We start from the raw sequence: 18,603 nt of genomic DNA on the forward strand, positions 1-18,603 counted from the left end.
TTCCACCGCGACATAGAGACGGAACGGCTGGTGTCGTGCGCTGACACGAATCCTAGACGGTGTCGCTCCCGTCCGCCGAACCGGTCCTACCGTGTGTCGTATTGCCTCGTCGGCGCTGCACAGGGCATGTGCTCACCTGGTTGCGCACCGGAATCGGCGCGCACGCGCTCGTCCGAGGCGAGTGGGCGCACACCGCCGAGTCGAGCGATAGGGTGTGACGGCATTCCCACTCTTCGATAGGAACGTACGAGTTGCCCACACAATTCTCGGTGCGAGCCCGTGCCATCGCGCTCGCAGCCGGTGCGGCCCTGGCTCTGGCGGGCTGCTCGTCCGCAGCGGAGTCCAGCGACAACGCGTCGGACATTGTTCGGAGCACCACCAACGTGGCCGGCGCCGGCGTCGTCGGCAACGACAGAGACACCGTCGGGCTATGTCCCACCCCGGCGCCGGTGGATCCGGTAGGCATCGAAGGCGCGGTCCGTCCCGTCGGACACAGCGAGGGCATCAGCGAAGTCCCAGCCGACCCCGTCCGTATCGTCTCGCTCGATCCCGCATCGCTCGATGCGACGTGCGCCGTCGGCGTATGGGAGCGAGTAGTCGGGGCATCGACCCTCGATCCCGAGTTCCGTGGGGACGGCGACCAGGAGCTGTACCTGGGCCCGGGGATCGCCGCGATTCCCAGCGTCGGACCGGTGGGCGCGCCCGACATCGATGCCATCGCAGGTCTGACCCCCGACCTCATCATCGGTAGCGATGCGCTGGGCACGGAAACGTTCGACGCCCTGAGCGCGATCGCACCGACGGTCTTCACTTCCTCCGAGGGTGGATGGAAGGACACGTTCCTGCAGTCCGCCGCCGCTCTCGGCCGCGGACAGACTGCCTTCGACGAACTCGCACGCTTCAGTGCCGACGCGCGAGAGGTCGGCGTCGAGCTGAACGCGAGCCAGACGCAGGCTTCGGTGGTCCGATTTCTGGCCGATTCGGCGGTCACCGACGGCGCCGACTCGTTCGCGAGCGAAGTCCTCGACGAGATCGGCGTGCGGCGACCGCCCGCCCAGCGCGATGCTCCGGTGACAGTGACGCCGGAGGACCTCCTCCCCGCCGAGGGAGACATCGTCTACGTCCGATTCGCCGGGGACGATGGTGAGAGTTTCGGCACCTCGATCATGGAGTCCGACGCCTGGGCCGATCTCGGCTCGGCGGAGGACGGGCGAATTTTTGCGGTGAACGACACGGTGTGGTCCGGTAGCGGCGTCATCGCTGCTCGCACGATCCTGACGGACGTGACCGATTCGCTCAACGCATACGTGTCCTGATGCCCATCCCAGAGTTCGTGTTGCAGTTGCGCAGCCACGTCGGCACGGCGCCACTGTGGCTGTCGGGAGTCAGTGCGGTCATCGTCGACGACGACCGTGTGCTGCTCACCCGGCGCCGTGACAACGGATTGTGGGCCGTGGTGTCCGGCATCCTGGAACCCGGCGAGGAACCGGGTCCAGCTGCGCTACGGGAGATCAGCGAGGAGACGGGCATCGAGGCCGAACTCGTCCGACTCAGCAGCGTGGACGTCACCGAACGGATCACCTACCCGAACGGGGACGTGGCGCAGTACCTCGACATCACATTTCTGGCCCGACACATCTCCGGTGTTGCCCGGGTTGCGGACGACGAGAACTTGGCAGTCGACTGGTTCGACGTCACTTCGCTCCCCCGCGATCTCACCGACACATCTCGACTGCGGATCGACAAGGCTCTCAACGGGTCTCACGAGGCCTGGTTCCGGCGCTGAGGCTCGCCAGAGTGCTCCCGAGGTGACCGAATGTCACCCTCGCACACTCTGAGTGACCGAATGTCACCCTCGCTGCGGAAGCGGCGCACTTCGCCTTCCCCGACACCGTTAAATGTGATATCACTTTAGTATCAAAAACCACATGGAGGTCGACATGCCCGAATCTGCACCCGTTTCCGTTTCGGAAAAGCCGACGGGTACACCCACACTCACAATTGCCGAACGACCCGGCTGGGATCTCCCTGGATGGTCGATGCTGGGCATCGGGCTCGTCCTGCTCCTGAGCGGTGGCGGCGCATTCGCCCTCGGCCTGGTGAACGACACCATCGCGTTGACAGTGTCCGGAGTGGTGCTGTTCCTCTTGTCGTTTCCGCTTCTCGCTGGCCTCACGCTCGTTCAACCCAATCAGGCTCGCGTGCTGCAACTTCTCGGCAGCTCCTACAGCGGAACCCTGCGGACGCCGGGGCTGCGCTGGACCAATCCGCTGACGCTGCGCCGATCGATTTCCACACGCATCCGCAATCACGAAACCGGCCAGTCGAAGGTCAACGATGCCGACGGCAATCCCATCGAGATCTCCGCAATCATCGTGTGGCAGGTGGCCGATACCGCGCTCGCCTCGTTCCAGGTGGACGACTACGAGGAGTTCGTCGCCGTCCAGTCGGAGTCTGCGGTCCGGCACATCGCCGGCAGCTACCCGTACGATGCAGCAGATCGGATGTCGTTGCGGGAGAACGCCGACGAGATCACCAGGGCAATGAGCGAGGAGGTGCACGCCCGCGTACGTTCGGCAGGCGTCGAGGTGATCGAAACGCGCATCAACCGCCTCGCCTACTCCCCCGAGATCGCCCAAGCCATGCTCCGGCGTCAGCAGGCCGGCGCGGTGATCGCAGCTCGAGAGCAAATAGTCGAAGGGGCCGTCGGAATGGTCGAGATGGCCCTGTCGAAGTTGGAGGAAAACCACGTCGTCGAACTCGACGAGGAGCGCAAAGCCACGATGGTGTCCAACCTGCTCGTCGTGCTGTGCAGCGACAATGACACCCAACCCGTGATCAACACTGGCTCGCTGTACCAGTGACCGATGGCCATCGAAGGTAGGAAGCCAGAACGCAAGAAGCTGCTGCTTCGGCTGGACCCAGCGGTGCACGACGCACTTGCCCGCTGGGCCGCCGACGACCTACGCAGCACCAACGCCCAGATCGAGTTCCTGCTGCGACGAGCGCTCGTGGACAACGGGCGGATGCCGAAGGGCGCAGGCGAAATCCGTAAACAGGGACGACCCCCCGGTAACTGACGACGTCGTCGGGGGTCGTATCAGGTCAGAAGTCCCAGTCGTCGTCCTCGGTATTGACGGCCTTGCCGATGACATACGAGGAACCGGAGCCTGAGAAGAAGTCGTGGTTCTCGTCTGCGTTCGGCGAGAGTGCCGACAGAATCGCCGGGTTGACGTCGGTCTCGTCCTTCGGGAACAGGCCCTCGTAGCCGAGGTTGTTCAAGGCTTTGTTGGCGTTGTAGCGCAGGAATTTCTTGACGTCCTCGGTGAGCCCGACCTCGTCGTAGAGGTCCTGGGTGTACTCGACCTCGTTGTCGTACAACTCGAACAGCAACTCGAAGGTGTAGTTCTTGAGCTCCTCGCGCTGAGCCTCGGAGACCTTCTCCAGACCTTTCTGGTACTTGTAGCCGATGTAATACCCGTGCACGGCCTCGTCGCGAATGATCAGGCGGATGAGGTCTGCAGTGTTGGTCAGCTTGGCCCGGGACGACCAGTACATCGGCAAGTAGAACCCCGAATAGAACAGGAACGACTCCAGCAGCGTCGACGCCACCTTGCGCTTGAGCGGGTCGTCTCCGTGGTAGTAGTTCAGGACGATTTCGGCCTTGCGCTGCAGATTGACGTTCTCCTCGGACCAGCGGAACGCGTCGTCGATGTCACGCGTAGAGCTCAAAGTAGAGAAGATCGAGCTGTAGCTCTTCGCGTGCACCGATTCCATGAAGGCGATGTTGGTGTACACCGCCTCCTCGTGGGGAGTGATGGCGTCGGGAATCAGGCTGACCGCGCCGACCGTGCCCTGAATGGTGTCGAGCAACGTCAGGCCGGTGAACACCCGCATCGTGAGCTGCTTCTCGACGGCGTTGAGCGTTCCCCAGGACGGGATGTCGTTGGAGACCGGCACCTTCTCGGGCAGCCAGAAGTTGCTGGTGAGCCTCTCCCAGACCTCCGAATCCTTGTCGTCCTGGACGCGGTTCCAGTTGATGGCCGACACCCGGTCGATGAGCTTCGGGCGTGCGGTACCCGCGGGAGTCTGCGCGGTGTTGCTCGTGACTGTCATGTACATCCCCAGGATCGATCGAATTCGGTTCGGCGCTTCACATCAAGTATGTCCTCGGGTCCCGACACCCTTCGTTGCGGACGCTCTACAGCATGCAGGACACGCAGCCCTCGACCTCGGTGCCTTCCAAAGCCATCTGACGAAGACGGATGTAGTACAGCGTCTTGATGCCCTTGCGCCACGCATAGATCTGCGCCTTGTTGATATCGCGCGTGGTCGCGGTGTCCTTGAAGAACAGCGTCAGCGACAGCCCCTGATCGACGTGCTGCGTCGCGGCCGCGTAGGTGTCGATGATCTTCTCGTACCCGATCTCGTACGCATCCTGGTAGAAATCAAGGTTGTCATTGTCCAGGTAAGGCGCCGGGTAATAGACGCGCCCGATCTTGCCTTCCTTGCGGATCTCGATCTTCGACGCGACCGGGTGGATCGACGATGTCGAGTTGTTGATGTACGAGATCGAACCGGTCGGCGGCACGGCCTGCAGGTTCTGGTTGTAGATGCCGTATTGCTGCACCGACTCCTTCAAGACGACCCAGTCGGCCTGCGTCGGAATGTGCACATCGGCTTCGGAGAACAACGAGGCGACACGAGAGGTGCTCGGCTCCCACACCTGGTCGGTGTACTTGTCGAAGAACTCACCCGAGGCGTACTTGGACTCCGGGAAGCCCTTGAACCAGGTCCCCCGGTCCTTCGCCAGCTGATTCGACGCCTGAAGCGCATGGAACAGCACGGTGTAGAAGTAGATGTTGGTGAAGTCGATGCCCTCGACGCTGCCGTAGTGGATGCGTTCGCGCGCGAGGTAACCGTGCAGGTTCATCTGGCCGAGACCGATAGCGTGAGAGTCGTTGTTGCCCTGCTCGATCGACGGCACCGAATAGATATGCGTTTGATCCGACACCGCCGTCAACCCGCGGATGGCGACAGCGATGGTCTTGCCGAAATCAGGCGAGTCCATGGTCTTCGCGATGTTCAGCGAACCGAGATTGCAGGAGATGTCCTTGCCCACGTGGCTGTAGGACAGGTCGTCGTTGAACGTCGACGGCGTCGAGACCTGCAGAATCTCCGAGCACAGGTTCGAGTGGGTGATCTTGCCTTTCACCGGGTTTGCGCGGTTCACGGTGTCCTCGAACATGATGTACGGGTAGCCGGACTCGAACTGCAATTCCGCCAGAGTCTGAAAGAACTCACGCGCCTTGATCTTCGTCTTGCGGATTCTCTTGTCGTCGACCATCTCGTAGTACTTCTCGGAGACATTGATGTCGGCGAACGGAACTCCGTAGATGCGCTCGACGTCGTACGGCGAGAACAGGTACATATCTTCGTTCTTCTTGGCCAGTTCGAACGTGATGTCCGGGATGACGATCCCGAGTGAGAGCGTCTTGATACGAATCTTCTCGTCCGCATTCTCGCGCTTGGTGTCGAGGAAGCGGTAGACATCGGGGTGGTGCGCGTGCAGGTACACCGCGCCGGCGCCCTGACGCGCACCGAGCTGATTGGCGTACGAGAAGGAATCCTCGAGCAACTTCATGATGGGAATGACACCCGAGGACTGGTTCTCGATGCGCTTGATCGGCGCTCCGTGCTCACGAATGTTGCTCAGCAGCAACGCCACACCGCCGCCGCGCTTGGACAGCTGCAAGGCGGAGTTGATGGACCGTCCGATGGACTCCATGTTGTCCTCGATGCGCAGCAGGAAGCAGGAGACGGGCTCTCCTCGCTGCTTCTTGCCGGAATTGAGGAATGTCGGTGTCGCCGGCTGGAACCGTCCGGCGATGATCTCGTCGACAAGATCCGTGGCGAGCGCCTCGTCGCCGGCCGCCAGCGTCAGCGCGACCATGCACACACGATCCTCGAATCGCTCGAGGTACCGCTTGCCGTCGAACGTCTTCAGCGTGTACGAGGTGTAGTACTTGAACGCACCCAGGAACGTCGGAAAACGAAACTTCTTGGAGTAGGCGTGGTTGATGAGAAATTTGACGAACTCGCGAGAGTACTGGTCCAGAACCTCGGGCTCGTAGTAGTTCTCCTCGACGAGGTAGTCCAACTTCTCGTCCAGATCATGAAAGAACACCGTGTTTTGGTTGACGTGCTGCAGGAAGTACTGGTTGGCCGCTTCGCGATCCTTGTCGAACTGAATCTCGCCGTTGGGTCCGTACAGGTTCAGCATCGCGTTCAACGCGTGATAGTCGAGGTCACCGTCGGATCGAACAGCGTTGACGGGTGCTACCTCGGTAATTGTCGGTGCCACGGCGATCGCTCCAGTTTCTGTACGCGTTGTGTAACTAATGTGTGTGCGCCGCCCGACGCGACTCCCGCTCCCAGAACTCCTCGAGGCCGTCTCGGACTCGTTCGACGTCCTCGGGAGTACCCATCAATTCGAATCGATAGAGGTACGGAACTGCACACTTCTGTGAAATGACATCGCCCGCGAAGCAGAACGAGTCACCGAAATTGGTGTTGCCCGCTGCAATGACTGCTCTGATCAGGGACCGGTTGTTCTTCTGGTTGAGAAATTTGACCACTTGCTTCGGGACGTAGTTGGTATCACGCCCGGAGTACGTAGTGCCGCCGCCGTAGGTGGGAACAATCAGCACGAAAGGCTGATCGACCAGGAACGTTTCGGGATCGTGTAGCGGAATCCGACTTGCCGGAATCCCGAGTTTGACTACGAATCTATGAGTGTTCTCGGACGCACTGGAGAAGTAGACCAATCGATGCGTCAACTGTGGAACGGGCGCGGAAGTCACACCTGCTCATCTCCGTCCAATGCACCGGCGGTGCCGTCTGTTCAAGCAACAGCAGCAGTGAGGGCCTTGATGCGATCGGGACGAAAACCCGACCAGTGATCTTCACCGGCGACGACGACCGGGGCCTGCAGGTAGCCGAGAGCCATGACAAAGTCACGCGCTTCCGGATCCTGCGAGATGTCGATGATCTCGTAGTCGATGCCCTCTTTGTCGAGAGCACGGTAGGTGGCATTGCACTGGACGCAGGCGGGTTTGGTGTAAACGGTGACGCTCATATGGGGTTCCCTTCTCCCTGTACGACATCGAGATCTTCATCGCGATGCCGGTGTGCTCTGCCTGTGAAACGAGTTGCATGGTGATGTGAAGTTGTGACGTCGTAGAACGCGCGAGGGCCCTTGGATACTCACGTTCGGGCCGTTTCGAGCGGTTGATATCGCGGCTTCGAGCCGGATTTCCGGGCCCGTCGCGTTGTGTCTTCTCGACTGCTCAGACACTACACCTTGTGTCCGACATATGCCTACAACACGAGATGTTGCGAACAACATCCATGGTATTCGCTGGTCAGACTCTTGCCGACCGCAGGATTAGCAGCCCCCACGGCGTGTCGCGCGTCACATCGACGCAGTGTTCGAAAATCGAGGCAGAGAGCCAACGACAACCCAAGGGCCCCCGCACCCAGTGGATGCGAGGGCCCTTGCGCTCGAAGAGACGATACTCAGCGCTGGCGCGCTTTGAACCGAGGCTCCTTCTTGTTGATGACGAACACCTTGCCGTGACGGCGCACGACCTGCGCTCCAGGCTTGTTTTTCAGCGACTTCAGTGAGTTCCGTACTTTCATGAAGCAGGAGCTTACATGAAAACGATTCCCATTATGGGGCGGGTCAGACAGCGAGGAGCTCGTTCGACGCTCTGACGAGTTCCGCGACGACCTCGGAGATCTCGGCCGACACGACGGCGTTCTCGCGCGGATGCGCAGCCCCGAACTTGTCGCTGGTTCCGCCGATCGTCAGCTCGACATGCTCGAGCACCCTGCCACCGGCGATGCCCACAGCCTTGCGGGCGTGCTCATGCGCCCACTTGGCGCCGTATCCGCTCGGCGATGCACTGATCACCGCGACCGGCTTGCCCTGCACCGCAGAGGCGCCGTAGGGGCGCGAGAGCCAATCGATCGCATTCTTGAGCACCGCCGGGACGGTGCCGTTGTACTCGGGAGTGACGAGCAGGAGCGCAGTCGCCTCTTCTGCGGCAGCGCGCAGATCCAGCGCTCCTACGGGCACCTGTCCGTCGACATCGATATCCTCGTTGTAGAACGGAATCTCGGAGAGAGCGCCGTAGACCACTGCCGAGGAGCCCGTAGGGAACATCTCCACCGCGGTCTGTGCGATCTGCTTGTTGACGGAGTCTGCACGGAGACTGCCGACGAGGATCAATACGTGCGGTTCTGTCATTTCGATCTTCCTTCGAGTTCGGAGTGCGCCGGTGATCTACTACTTTCATACCCCCCAACCGGACCGCGGTCCACTTTGTTCCCCCAGCAGGTACAGTGACGGATGTGACCGAGTTCATGCTCCCTATTGCAGGCGAGGAGACCGAGCGCTGCGATGCGGCGCGCAATCGCCGTCGCCTGCTCGATGCCGCAGCGGAGATGGTCGCGACGATCGGCGTAGACGCGGTCACCATGGACGGCTTGGCATCGAGGGCCGGGGTCGGCAAAGGCACCGTCTTCAGACGGTTCGGCAGCCGGACGGGGTTGATGCAAGCACTACTGGACCACACGGAGAAAGAACTGCAACACGCTTTCCTCTTCGGCCCTCCGCCGTTGGGCCCCGGGGCAGATCCGATTGACAGGCTCGTCGCATTCGGCCGGGCTCGCCTCGACCTCGTCGAAGTGCAGGGCGAGGTCATGCGCGCAGCGGAGAACTCTCCCGAGTTCAGATACTCCGCTCCGGCCCACATGGTGAACTACACCCACGTGCTCACCCTGCTTCGGTCGGCGCACGTCGATGCAGACCTGGAGTTGTTGGCGTACAACCTGCTCACCCCGCTCGAGGCTACGCTCGTCCTCCATCAGTTCCGCGACCTCGGAATGTCGATGGAGCGTCTGGCCGACGGCTGGGAAGACCTGGTGCGCAGGGCCACTCGGTGACAAGCGCTACAGGTCAGAGCAGACGCCCCACCGCAGCCGCCGCCCGATGCAATTGCTGCCCGTAGGACGGGCCGTGCCCGGCGGCGTGAACAGCGAGCGGATGCAGCTGGTGAAGTGGAACCCGCTGCTGCCAGCCCGAGCGAAGCTCGTGCACCGACAAATACCCATCGATGATGTCCGCGAGCATCGGACAGCCGAACAACTGCAGCATTGCCAGATCGGTTTCGCGATGTCCGCCGTGCGCCGCCGGATCGATCATCACCGCACCCACACGGGTCCATACGACGTTGCCGGTCCAGAGATCACCGTGGACTCGGCTGGGAACATCGCCGAAGTCGAACGTGCCTTCGGCGACCACGGCGCAGACACGTTCGACGTCGGCCGCGGCCGGCTCCGAGATATTTCCGACATCGACTGCCACCCGCAGATACGGAATGACTCGCTCGGCGACGTAGAACGAACCCCACGTGGAGTATTCGACGCTCGACATGGGCCGCGATCCGATGAACATCTGACCGTCGAAACCGTCCGGTGAGCACCCGAACGCCCGAGCACCCGCATTGTGCACGCGGGCGAGCTCTGCCCCGAACCGGCGCGCGCCCTCTACCGTCGGGGGCGCGGACTCGAGTCTGTTGAGCTCGATGTGTCCAGACCCGACGCTGCGAACATCGACGACGCTGGCGCCTCCGTCACGAAGCCACGCGAGACCGGCCGCCTCAGCGGCGAAGAAGTCCGGGTGTGCCCCGGCATCGGTCTTGGTGTAGGTATCGGGAGACACCGCCCCGAGTCTACGGAGCGCACCTAGGATGGCCGAATGTCATTGATACGTTCGGAACTGCGCACCTGCATCGTGCGCGAACTCGCCGTCCAGTCGACGATCGACCCCGATCACGAAGTCACCCGGCGGGTCGACTTCCTCAAGGCGTACCTCCGATCCACACCGGCGAAAGGCTTTGTTCTCGGCATCAGCGGCGGCCAGGACAGCACGTTGACCGGGAAGCTGTGCCAGCGGGCAGCAGCAGAACTCCGCAAGGAAGGCGCCCAGGCGGAGTTCGTCGCCGTTCGGCTGCCCTACGGAGTGCAGGCCGACGAAGCGGACGCGCAGACGGCGCTCGATTTCATCGATCCCGACCGGACCGTGACAATCGACATCAAGGCTGCTGCGGATGCGTGTGCGGCCACCGTAGCGAAGGCTCTCGAAGTCGATGAGCTCCGAGACTTCGTGCGCGGCAATATCAAATCCCGTCAACGGATGGTCGCGCAGTACGCGTTGGCCGGCGAGCTCGGATATCTCGTCGTCGGTACCGATCACGCTGCGGAAGCGGTCACCGGCTTCTTCACCAAGTACGGCGACGGCGGCGTCGACATCACACCGCTGACCGGACTGTCCAAGCGCCAGGGTGCGGCGCTGCTGCGCGAGCTCGGCGCTCCCGAGAGCACGTGGAAGAAAGTGCCGACCGCGGACCTCGAGGACGACCGGCCCGCGCTTCCCGACGAGGAAGCGCTCGGCGTCACCTACGAGCAAATCGACGACTATCTGGAAGGCAAGGAAGTCGCCGAGGACGTCTCGGACAAACTCGAGCGCATGTACCTCAATACGCGCCACAAGCGCGCGGTACCGGCGACTCCGTTCGATGACTGGTGGACCACCGAGAATGCCGTCGATACTGAGCACGGGCGCCCCACCCCGGATTGAGGTACGCGCGTCGGGCAGTTCTATCCGCCGGCGAACGGTGGCAGCACATCGACCCTGTCACCGAACGTTGCGCTCGGGTCTCGGGTGAGATCGTCGCCCACCAGGAATGCCGACACTCGGAGCACGGCCGCCACGTCGGCGCCGTGGCGCTCGAGCACCGCGGCTTTCAGTACACCGAGATCGCTACCGGCCGGCAGGTCGAAAAACTCCTGGGCACACCCGAACGCCTCTGCCGCACCGGCGAAATAGCGGACCTCAACCACCTATGGCTCCCATGCTCTTGGTCGGCGGGACGAAGTCTGCGGCGTCCATACCGTGCCCTGCCCACTTGTTCCACATGGCGCCTCGCCACAGCTGGGCCAACTCCTCGTCGTCGGCGCCACCACGAAGTGCGGCACGCAGGTCGGTCTCCTCGTCGCTGAACAGACACGACCGCACCGAGCCCTCGGCGGTCAGGCGGGTTCGGTCGCAATCGGCGCAGAAAGACCTCGTGACCGAGGCGATGATGCCGACGGTACCGCCGGTTCCTTCGACCGCCCACTCCTCGGCGGGCGCAGACGGGTCCTCCCGCCCCACCGCGCGCAGATCGAAGCGTGCAGAGAGCACATCGAGCAGGTGCTCGGCGTCGAGCATGTTCGCGCGTGCCCACTCCCGGTCCGCGTCGAGAGGCATCTGCTCGATGAATCGCAATGCCACATCCTCGTCGAGGCACCACTGCAACAGATCGGCCGCTCCATGCAGCGTTTCCGGCATCAGGACTGCATTGACTTTCACCGGGGTCAGGCCCGCCGCCTTGGCGGCCCGAATACCTGCCAGTACCGCCGGCAGCCGATCACGTCTGGTCAGTTCCGCGAAATGTGCACGATCGATCGAGTCCAACGAGACATTGACCCGAGTCAACCCGGCCGTGGCCAGGGCCTCCGCGCGGCGCTCGAGACCGATCGCATTGGTTGTCATCGCCAAGGGGATCTCCGGCACTCGCTCCGAACAGCGCTGGAAGATCTCGGCGAGATCGGCGCGCATCAGCGGTTCTCCGCCGGTGAACCGAACTTCCCGCACACCGAGTCGGTGCACTGCAATGTCGACGACACGCGCGATCTCCGAGGGCGTGAGCACATTCTCGGCAGCAATGGCGGGCAGGCCCTCTTCCGGCATGCAGTAAGTGCACCGAAGAGAACACTTTTCGGTTATCGACACCCGTAGATCACGCGCCACACGTCCGAAACGGTCGATCAGTGCGGGACGATCCGGTCGGTCGTCGACGGTCGGCTCGGTCCCGCTGCGCGACCGACCGATCGAAGGGATACCGAGGCCGACGGCCCTACTGCCAGTCACGTGCCCTCCCTTCGGGGTCGTTCCTTCGCGCAATACATCCTCACTCCTCAAGTATGCCGCCCTCGAACAACTCGGTGCGATCCGCCGAACGATCGGGTTGCGGCACCCACATAGGATCGTTGCATGACGAGCCGTACATCCGTGCCGAGCCGAGCGAGCAACGCGTGAGTGCATCCACGGTCGAAGAGCACCTGGCGCACGTCGAATCGATGTTGGCATCACTGTCGGACCGGCAGGCCGAGTCGGTGAGCATTGCCGATGCGTTGGGACGCGTCGCGCACAGTGACGTCGAGTCCCCTGTGGATCTTCCGCTGTTCCGCAACTCGCAGATGGACGGCTATGCAGTTCTGGCCGCCGATATTGTAGCGGTGCCGACCACGCTGCAGGTGACTGGAACCATCGCAGCAGGCCCGTCCGGCGACGCTTCGGTCACGCCCGGTACCGCGATGAAGATCATGACCGGCGCACCGCTTCCCGACGGCGCCGACACCGTCGTGCCCGTCGAGCACACCTCATCCGACGGCGACCGTGTCACCGTGTCCACCCCCCACAAGCTGGGTGAGTACATCCGCGAGCAGGGCAGCGACATCACCGCGGGCACTGTTCTCGTGCGCGCAGGACAACTCCTGCAACCGCGCCACATCGCCGTACTCGCCGCAGTCGGTCTCTCGCACACCGACGTTCGGTCCAAACCGAAGGTCGCCGTCATCACCACCGGCGCCGAACTCGTCGATGCAGGCACCAAGCTACGGCCGGGACAGATCTACGACTCCAACGGCGTCACCCTCGCCGCACATCTGCGCGCCAACGGTGCCGACGTCGTCGGAGTCCATCGAAGCTCCGATGATCCCGACGAGTTCCATCGCATCGTGCACGAGGCAGCTGCGGCCGCTGAGCTCGTGATCACCTCGGGAGGGGTGTCGATGGGCGACTTCGAGGTGGTCAAAGATGTTCTGACGCCCCTGGGTGGTCGATTCGGTGCCGTCCGCATGCAACCGGGCGGACCACAGGGAACCGCCACGATCGACGGTGTTCCGGTGCTCGACTTCCCCGGAAACCCCGTCAGCACGGTCGTCTCCTTTCTCGTCTTCGCCCGCAATGCAATCCGAGAAGCTGCCGGACTCGCGGCCGTGCGGCCGACTCGACTGCCACTGACACATCGCATCGCATCGATCGCCGGCAAGCGACAGTTTCTGCGCGGTACCGTCGTGGACGGTGCGGTGTCCCTGATAGCGGGGCCCGGCTCGCACCTGGTGGCAGCGATGGCCTGGGCCGACGTCCTCGTCGACATCCCAGCGGAAACTACGGCGCTCGAAGCCGGCGACGAGGTGGAGGTGCTTGCACTGTGAACGCACAATTTGGAGCCGATCACGCCCTCTCGCACCTCGATTCGGAGGGTCGGGCACGAATGGTCGATGTCTCGCACAAATCCGACACCGCCCGAACAGCGGTTGCCGCAGGCGAATTGGAGACCACCGCAGAGGTCGTCGCCCTGGTGCGCGCAGACGGAATGCCCAAGGCCGATGTGCTGGCCACCGCTCGGATCGCCGGTATCGCGGGTGCGAAGAAGACATCCGAACTCATCCCGTTGTGTCACCAATTGGCGCTATCGAAGGTGGATGTGACCTTCGGCTTCACCGACACCACGATCACTGTCGAGGCAACGGCGAAAACCACCGGTCCCACCGGCGTCGAAATGGAGGCATTGACCGCGGTCGCCGTCGCCGGACTCACCCTGCACGACATGGTCAAAGCAGTGGATCCGTCGGCTTCGATGAACCATGTGCGGCTGCTGACCAAGGACGGCGGAAAACACGGGCACTGGTCACGCCGCGGTAGCGAACCGACTCCTGCGGACACCGAGGCAACTGCGGATACTGAGGCAACTGCCGGGGAATCACCCGGCATCAGGTCCGCCGTCGTCCTCGTCGCCTCCACCGGTGGCGCAAACGGAACCCGCACGGACACCACCGGCCCGGCCATCGCCACCTGGCTCACCGACCGTGACTTCGCCGTTCGCGGACCCCTGGTCTATCCCGATGCCCACATCGCCGACGGCCTCACCGACGCACTCACCGGCTCGCCGGCCCTGCTCGTCACCACCGGCGGTACCGGCGTCTCACCGACCGATGCGACGCCGGAAGCCACGCGCCTCGTCCTCGACCGCGAACTACCGGGCGTCGCAGACGCCATCCGAGCCAAGGGCACCGAAGTGACCCCCCACGCGGTGCTGAGCCGAGGCCTGGCTGGTGTCGCAGGCCGTACCGTCGTGATCAACCTGCCTGGGTCTCCCGGAGGCGTGAAGGACGGCCTGTCGGTGCTCGAGCCGATCCTCGATCACCTGCTTGCCCAGGTTGCGGGGCACGGTTTGCACGACGGAACGAAAGGGACACCGTAGCGCCATGGTCGACGTACTCGCCGAGATATCGAACACACCTATCGACTCAGCAGCCGTCGAGAACGCCGTGGCTGGTCCACAGCACGGTGCCGTCGTACTGTTCAGCGGTGTCGTGCGCGACCACGACGGCGGCCAGACAGTCTCGGCCCTGGAATACCAGGCACACCCCGAGGCAGAGCGGTTCATGCGCGCGTGCTGCACAGCTGTGGCGGAGCAGTCGGGGCTACCGGTGGCTGCAGTTCACCGCGTCGGGAATCTCGTTGTCGGAGATGTCGCTCTGGTCGCAGCTGTGGCAGCCCCGCATCGAGCCGAAGCCTTCGCCGCGTGCGCCCTTCTCGTCGAACGCATCAAAGCGGAAGTGCCGATCTGGAAGCGCCAGCATTTCGCGAGCGGTGTCTCGGAATGGGTGGGACTGTAAGAGCTGCACCGTCAGCGTGCGATACCCGGAACATATCGGTGCACCGGCATCATCGCCGACTCGTCGGTGGCGTCTCCCGGGCGCCGGACACAGTCGAGCAATCGGACCTCGATGAGTTCATCGTCGATCTTCGTACCGATGACGACTAGTTGAGTTCCAACCGCGTCCGCGAATTCAACTTCGGTACGTTTCATTCTGATGTGTGTACCGACGGTGCTGACTTCGTATCGCCCCGGATATCCGTCGATACCGAACAGAACAAAACCTTTCAATCGATAGACCTCACCCGTTGGGTTCTCGAGCACCTCGACGAATCGCCGGGGATCCATCGGCTCACAGGTTTCGAAAGTTGTCGTCGAATAGCCGACGTGGAGATGTGCATGGTGATCGTCGGCAGCGTAGAGAATTTCATCGAAAGACAGCTGGCGGGCAACGCTCGAGTCGTCGAGGTATTCCGGTACGTCGAACAACAACTCCGCATCGACACGGCCATGATCGGTAGCCTGTACCGGGACGTTCGGTGCGCAACGGCGTAGTTCGGCCGTCACGGCGTCGATATCGTGCTGGGCGAGTCGGTCGGTCTTGTTCAGTACCAACAGGTCCGCAAGGCGCAGATGCTGCTCGATCTCGGGGTGAGCGCTGCGCGTCGAAACGAACTCGACGGCATCGACCACCGTGACAAGTCCCCCGTAGGTGATCGCAGGGTTGTTGCTGGCCAACACCATCCGGATCAAGTTCCGTGGCTCGGCGAGACCGCTCGCCTCGACGACGATGACGTCCAACCGAGACGGGGCACCCGCCAGAGTGTCGAGCATCGCATCCATCTCGTCAGCGTCCACAGCGCAGCACAAGCAGCCGTTGCCGAGAGTCACCATCGAATCGACCTGCCCTGCGACCATCATCGAATCAATGTTGATGGAACCGAAGTCGTTGACAACGACTCCGATCTTGATCCCTCGATTGTTGCGTAGGAGGTGGTTGAGCAGAGTCGTCTTGCCTGCGCCGAGAAATCCTCCGACGAGAACCACGGGGATTGCGTCGTTTCCGCGAGCGTGCACCACGCAGCGAGGCTACTGCAACCTCCGTCACGAGGTTTCCGACGACTCCCGAGAAGCACCTTCAGGTCCGAGCAGAAAGTCGATGATGCCGGTGGTGATCGCGATGGCGTGTTCGAGCTGACCTTCGGAGGTTTCGAGAACCGCGGCGTCCTCGGGGTTCGATCCGTTGCCCATCTCGACGAAGACGAGCGGTACGCCGGTGAGAGCGGGACCAGCGACATCCGAGCGTTCCGCGATGCCGTCGACAGCGCCCGCATAGTTGGCGGGTGCAAATCCTGCACGTTCGTAGGCGTCACGCATCAGCGTGGACGCCGCGCGGCCGCCGACGGACTGCGCGCTGTTCGCTGCCTGATCCGGAATCGGGAGTGAGGGCACGATGAGGTGGAATCCGCGTCGGTTGTCGTCTGTGGCGCCAGTGGAGTCCGCGTGGATGCTCACGGCCACGTCGGCGCCGGATCGGCTTGCCATCGCCGCGCGTTCGTCCACGCATCCACCCCAACCCGAATCGTCTTCCCGCGAGGTGATGACGGTGGCCCCGAGGCTTTCCAGGCTCGCTTCGATCAACTGGGCTACGTTCCAGTTGATGGTGTGCTCGGGGATGCCGTTCAGACTCGTCATTCCGGTCGTCTGGCAGTCTTTGGTGCTTCCTCTGCCATCATCGACCTGCCGGGTCAGGTTCTCGCTGTGTCCGGTGCCCTGGTGTCCAGGATCTAGAAACACCGTCGTGCCGGCCAGCGCGTCGTTCCGGCCGTCCTCGTTCGGCGCTGCGGCGCTGACCGAGGGCACGGCAACCGACAACAGAAGAGTGCCTGCAGACAGCGCTCCGAATACAGCGGTTCTGTTCATCACGGCTTGGGCCCAGCTCAGCGGAAAGAGCCGACCACTCTCCTTCCATGGATGCTCGTCCACCAAGGCACACTGGCACCGGCAGACACTTCCGTACCAACTCCCGCATCAAGTGAAGCAGACCGTCGCGGATGCTTCCGAGCACGGTGAAATCGGAAGCCGATCGTGAGCATGCTGTTATTCGGCTGTTGCCTGGCTCGTTCGGACGAGCATCCGGATTTTACAGATGCAATCGGCGCAACGCCTATTGTTTGGACGCCCCCCGAAACGTATATCGACAAAACTTCCATGCAGATGGATAATTCAGAAGCGCGGTCGTATAGTTCGCCTGGAGTTCCTTTTCGGACGCACCCCTGATGATCATTGGAGAAGTTCACAATGGCGAAAAAAGTCTATGTTCAACTCGTCGACGATATCGACGACAAGCCAATCGAGTCCGGCGGAGAGCACATAATATACGCCGTCAACGGCGTCAGCTATGAAATCGACCTGAGCGACAAGAACGCCAAAGAGTTTCACCGCAAGTTGGACTACTACATCGAGCACTCGACTCGCTTGGGCGGAAAGCGTTCCAAGAAGTCTGTTGCGGCAGCCAGCGGTGGCAGCAAACGCGACGCGAATCAGACGAAGGCCGTCAGAGAATGGGCCAAGTCGAACGGGTACACCATCTCCGCACGGGGTCGCATTCCAGCTGATGTCGAGAAGGCTTTCGACGCGGCTCACTGATATCGAGAAGCTGTCATGGTGTCGGCGAGCCCGGCATATGAACGAAAAAGGGAGCCACCGTTGGGTGGCTCCCTTTTCGGTGGAGCTAAGGGGACTCGAACCCCTGACCCCCACACTGCCAGTGTGGTGCGCTACCAGCTGCGCCATAGCCCCGTACTTCACAATCACATCAGCGACGCATTTCTCCGGCGCCTTGAGGTTGCTCGAACGAAGTTACACCATGGCCGATGACGCCCACAAATCTCGTGGTCAGGGTGGGCAGGGTGGCAGGAGTGGAGCCTGCGGAATGACCCGGGTGGCAGGAGTGGAGCCTGCGGAATGACCCGGGTGGCAGGAGTGGGAGGACTCAACTTGTGGGTGTGATTGCTTCGACCCACCCGGAGTCGCCGAGTGCGTCGACGAGTTCGCCGTCGACGAGCACGCCCGGGGTTCCTGCGGCTCCGGAAGCGGAGAGGGCGGCCCGTGCGGTGTCGGCGTCGGCTGCTGCGGTTGCCGTCATTGCGCCGGAGGTGATGCAGTCCGCGGTGGTGTCGCCGGCGCCGCTGGCGCGTGCCATGTCAACGAGTTCGGCGTCGGTTCGGTCGGTGTCACCATTTTCGGCGGGCTGGAATTCTTCGGAGAACAGGGTGGCGTGGAATGCCGAGTAGACGATGACGTTCTCCGATTCGGCGACGCAGTGTGATGCCGCGACGGCTCGGCTCGAATAGTTGCCACTGGCGGAGGCTGCATCGAGTCCCGGAAGTACCAGGAGGTGGTAGCGCACAGCTAGTTCGCCGTCGTCGATCTTCTGAGCGAGTTCCTGTCCGTGCAGCACTTCGAGTTCGCGGCAGAACGGGCACATGGGGTCTTCGAAGATGTCGACGACGGATCCGCTGGCGGGGTCTCCGAGTTGGACGACTCCGTCGTCGAGGACTGTCAGCTCCACCGCCGGATTGTTCACCGATCCGTACCCGTCGTTGCGTGGTTCGGCGCCGCCACGCTGCCACATGATTGCCACGACCACCACGACGATCACTGCTACGAGGGCTATGGCAGCCAGAACGTAGGTGAAGGCATTCGATGTCGGTTGTGGCGTGTATTTGGTGGAGGAGGTTCTCTTCTGACTCACGGTCCTCAT

21 protein-coding genes, 1 tRNA gene and 1 pseudogene are annotated in these 18,603 nt (G+C 62.5%); 10 read left to right on the forward strand and 13 right to left on the reverse strand.

All coding sequences use genetic code 11. The features are described 5' to 3' along the window. The first annotated feature begins 251 nt into the window (after positions 1–251). The 4 genes from KVY23_RS11015 (at position 252) to KVY23_RS11030 (ending at position 3,080) form a co-directional block, all read left to right on the forward strand. Positions 252–1,316, forward strand: a complete 1,065-nt coding sequence (locus KVY23_RS11015; protein WP_230556440.1) for an ABC transporter substrate-binding protein — start codon at positions 252–254, stop codon at positions 1,314–1,316. Further along, a complete protein-coding gene (locus KVY23_RS11020; protein ID WP_230556441.1) occupies positions 1,316–1,786 on the forward strand; it encodes an NUDIX domain-containing protein in 471 nt (156 codons plus the stop codon). Before KVY23_RS11015 ends, KVY23_RS11020 begins: the two co-directional genes overlap by 1 nt. A 154-nt stretch (positions 1,787–1,940) precedes the next feature. Next, a complete protein-coding gene (locus KVY23_RS11025) occupies positions 1,941–2,864 on the forward strand; it encodes an SPFH domain-containing protein (protein ID WP_374108718.1) in 924 nt (307 codons plus the stop codon). Between the two features lie 3 nt (positions 2,865–2,867). Beyond that, positions 2,868–3,080, forward strand: a complete 213-nt coding sequence (locus tag KVY23_RS11030; RefSeq protein ID WP_075840169.1) for a toxin-antitoxin system HicB family antitoxin — start codon at positions 2,868–2,870, stop codon at positions 3,078–3,080. Positions 3,081–3,105: 25 nt separating this feature from the next. Here KVY23_RS11030 and nrdF read toward each other — a convergent pair whose 3' ends face one another. The 6 genes from nrdF to KVY23_RS11060 form a co-directional block, all read right to left on the reverse strand. Further along, on the reverse strand, positions 3,106–4,116 hold the full coding sequence (nrdF, locus tag KVY23_RS11035; protein WP_075838883.1) for a class 1b ribonucleoside-diphosphate reductase subunit beta: 1,011 nt from the start codon (positions 4,114–4,116) through the stop codon (positions 3,106–3,108). Positions 4,117–4,201: 85 nt separating this feature from the next. Further along, positions 4,202–6,364, reverse strand: coding sequence for a class 1b ribonucleoside-diphosphate reductase subunit alpha (nrdE, locus tag KVY23_RS11040; protein ID WP_374108719.1), 2,163 nt, complete (start codon positions 6,362–6,364; stop codon positions 4,202–4,204). A gap of 34 nt (positions 6,365–6,398) precedes the next feature. Then, positions 6,399–6,863, reverse strand: coding sequence for a class Ib ribonucleoside-diphosphate reductase assembly flavoprotein NrdI (gene nrdI / locus KVY23_RS11045; RefSeq protein ID WP_083667627.1), 465 nt, complete (start codon positions 6,861–6,863; stop codon positions 6,399–6,401). 41 nt (positions 6,864–6,904) lie between these two features. Then, entirely contained in the window at positions 6,905–7,138 is a 234-nt protein-coding gene (locus KVY23_RS11050; protein WP_075838877.1) for a redoxin NrdH, read from the reverse strand. Positions 7,139–7,578: 440 nt separating this feature from the next. Continuing rightward, the gene (gene ykgO / locus KVY23_RS11055; protein WP_019668008.1) at positions 7,579–7,701 is read right to left on the reverse strand and encodes a type B 50S ribosomal protein L36; all 123 of its coding nucleotides are present in this window, start codon (positions 7,699–7,701) and stop codon (positions 7,579–7,581) included. A 43-nt stretch (positions 7,702–7,744) separates the two neighbouring features. Beyond that, complete coding sequence (locus KVY23_RS11060; RefSeq protein WP_230556442.1) at positions 7,745–8,311, reverse strand: NAD(P)H-dependent oxidoreductase; 567 nt, start codon at positions 8,309–8,311, stop codon at positions 7,745–7,747. 104 nt (positions 8,312–8,415) lie between these two features. Here KVY23_RS11060 and KVY23_RS11065 point away from each other — a divergent pair, with 104 nt between their 5' ends. Continuing rightward, positions 8,416–9,009, forward strand: a complete 594-nt coding sequence (locus tag KVY23_RS11065; protein ID WP_230556443.1) for a TetR/AcrR family transcriptional regulator — start codon at positions 8,416–8,418, stop codon at positions 9,007–9,009. 13 nt (positions 9,010–9,022) lie between these two features. Here KVY23_RS11065 and KVY23_RS11070 read toward each other — a convergent pair whose 3' ends face one another. Further along, positions 9,023–9,787: a fructosamine kinase family protein gene (locus KVY23_RS11070; RefSeq protein WP_230556444.1), complete on the reverse strand. Its 765-nt coding sequence runs from the start codon at positions 9,785–9,787 to the stop codon at positions 9,023–9,025. 36 nt (positions 9,788–9,823) lie between these two features. Between KVY23_RS11070 and nadE the strand changes: the two genes are divergently transcribed. Beyond that, complete coding sequence (gene nadE, locus KVY23_RS11075; RefSeq protein ID WP_230556445.1) at positions 9,824–10,705, forward strand: ammonia-dependent NAD(+) synthetase; 882 nt, start codon at positions 9,824–9,826, stop codon at positions 10,703–10,705. Between the two features lie 20 nt (positions 10,706–10,725). On the opposite strand, the gene KVY23_RS11080 is transcribed toward nadE, so the two are convergent. Both KVY23_RS11080 and moaA read right to left on the reverse strand, forming a co-directional pair. Further along, complete coding sequence (locus KVY23_RS11080) at positions 10,726–10,968, reverse strand: MoaD/ThiS family protein (RefSeq protein ID WP_230556446.1); 243 nt, start codon at positions 10,966–10,968, stop codon at positions 10,726–10,728. After that, the gene (gene moaA / locus KVY23_RS11085) at positions 10,961–12,040 is read right to left on the reverse strand and encodes a GTP 3',8-cyclase MoaA (protein ID WP_371829791.1); all 1,080 of its coding nucleotides are present in this window, start codon (positions 12,038–12,040) and stop codon (positions 10,961–10,963) included. Before moaA ends, KVY23_RS11080 begins: the two co-directional genes overlap by 8 nt. 164 nt (positions 12,041–12,204) lie before the next feature. Between moaA and glp the strand changes: the two genes are divergently transcribed. Genes glp through KVY23_RS11100 form a run of 3 tightly spaced genes read left to right on the forward strand, consistent with a single transcriptional unit; the run spans position 12,205 to position 14,856 of the window. Continuing rightward, the gene (glp, locus tag KVY23_RS11090) at positions 12,205–13,389 is read left to right on the forward strand and encodes a gephyrin-like molybdotransferase Glp (protein ID WP_230556447.1); all 1,185 of its coding nucleotides are present in this window, start codon (positions 12,205–12,207) and stop codon (positions 13,387–13,389) included. 59 nt (positions 13,390–13,448) lie between these two features. Next, positions 13,449–14,438: a bifunctional molybdenum cofactor biosynthesis protein MoaC/MoaB gene (gene moaCB, locus KVY23_RS11095; RefSeq protein WP_230556580.1), complete on the forward strand. Its 990-nt coding sequence runs from the start codon at positions 13,449–13,451 to the stop codon at positions 14,436–14,438. Positions 14,439–14,442: 4 nt separating this feature from the next. Next, positions 14,443–14,856 (forward strand): molybdenum cofactor biosynthesis protein MoaE, encoded by a 414-nt coding sequence (locus tag KVY23_RS11100; RefSeq protein WP_230556448.1) that lies wholly within the window; start codon positions 14,443–14,445, stop codon positions 14,854–14,856. An 11-nt stretch (positions 14,857–14,867) separates the two neighbouring features. Here the strand turns inward: KVY23_RS11100 and KVY23_RS25095 are convergent, their stop codons facing one another. Beyond that, a complete protein-coding gene (locus tag KVY23_RS25095; RefSeq protein WP_230556449.1) occupies positions 14,868–15,917 on the reverse strand; it encodes a GTP-binding protein in 1,050 nt (349 codons plus the stop codon). 42 nt (positions 15,918–15,959) lie between these two features. Next, a pseudogene (locus KVY23_RS11110) lies at positions 15,960–16,760 on the reverse strand (N-acetylmuramoyl-L-alanine amidase); the annotation flags it as partial. Between the two features lie 378 nt (positions 16,761–17,138). On the opposite strand from KVY23_RS11110, the gene KVY23_RS11115 reads away from it, so the two are divergent. Then, on the forward strand, positions 17,139–17,486 hold the full coding sequence (locus KVY23_RS11115) for an Lsr2 family protein (RefSeq protein ID WP_230556450.1): 348 nt from the start codon (positions 17,139–17,141) through the stop codon (positions 17,484–17,486). Positions 17,487–17,566: 80 nt separating this feature from the next. Here the strand turns inward: KVY23_RS11115 and KVY23_RS11120 are convergent. Beyond that, a tRNA-Ala gene (locus tag KVY23_RS11120) sits at positions 17,567–17,639 on the reverse strand. Positions 17,640–17,832: 193 nt separating this feature from the next. Then, on the reverse strand, positions 17,833–18,594 hold the full coding sequence (locus tag KVY23_RS11125; protein ID WP_230556451.1) for a thioredoxin domain-containing protein: 762 nt from the start codon (positions 18,592–18,594) through the stop codon (positions 17,833–17,835). Between the last annotated feature and the right edge of the window lie 9 nt (positions 18,595–18,603).

Source organism: Rhodococcus sp. I2R (genome assembly GCF_020889545.1).
Lineage (GTDB): Bacteria > Actinomycetota > Actinomycetes > Mycobacteriales > Mycobacteriaceae > Rhodococcoides.

Bases quoted from the DNA above. Each gene is read 5' to 3' on its own strand.
- KVY23_RS11050 (WP_075838877.1), bottom strand. From the start codon at position 7,138: ATGAGCGTCACCGTTTACACCAAACCCGCCTGCGTCCAGTGCAATGCC.
- KVY23_RS11025 (WP_374108718.1), top strand. From the start codon at position 1,941: ATGCCCGAATCTGCACCCGTTTCCGTTTCGGAAAAGCCGACGGGTACA.
- KVY23_RS11030 (WP_075840169.1), top strand. From the start codon at position 2,868: ATGGCCATCGAAGGTAGGAAGCCAGAACGCAAGAAGCTGCTGCTTCGG.
- KVY23_RS11060 (WP_230556442.1), bottom strand. From the start codon at position 8,311: ATGACAGAACCGCACGTATTGATCCTCGTCGGCAGTCTCCGTGCAGAC.
- KVY23_RS11020 (WP_230556441.1), top strand. From the start codon at position 1,316: ATGCCCATCCCAGAGTTCGTGTTGCAGTTGCGCAGCCACGTCGGCACG.
- KVY23_RS11100 (WP_230556448.1), top strand. From the start codon at position 14,443: ATGGTCGACGTACTCGCCGAGATATCGAACACACCTATCGACTCAGCA.
- KVY23_RS11115 (WP_230556450.1), top strand. From the start codon at position 17,139: ATGGCGAAAAAAGTCTATGTTCAACTCGTCGACGATATCGACGACAAG.
- moaCB (WP_230556580.1), top strand. From the start codon at position 13,449: ATGGTCGATGTCTCGCACAAATCCGACACCGCCCGAACAGCGGTTGCC.
- nadE (WP_230556445.1), top strand. From the start codon at position 9,824: ATGTCATTGATACGTTCGGAACTGCGCACCTGCATCGTGCGCGAACTC.
- nrdF (WP_075838883.1), bottom strand. From the start codon at position 4,116: ATGACAGTCACGAGCAACACCGCGCAGACTCCCGCGGGTACCGCACGC.
- ykgO (WP_019668008.1), bottom strand. From the start codon at position 7,701: ATGAAAGTACGGAACTCACTGAAGTCGCTGAAAAACAAGCCTGGAGCG.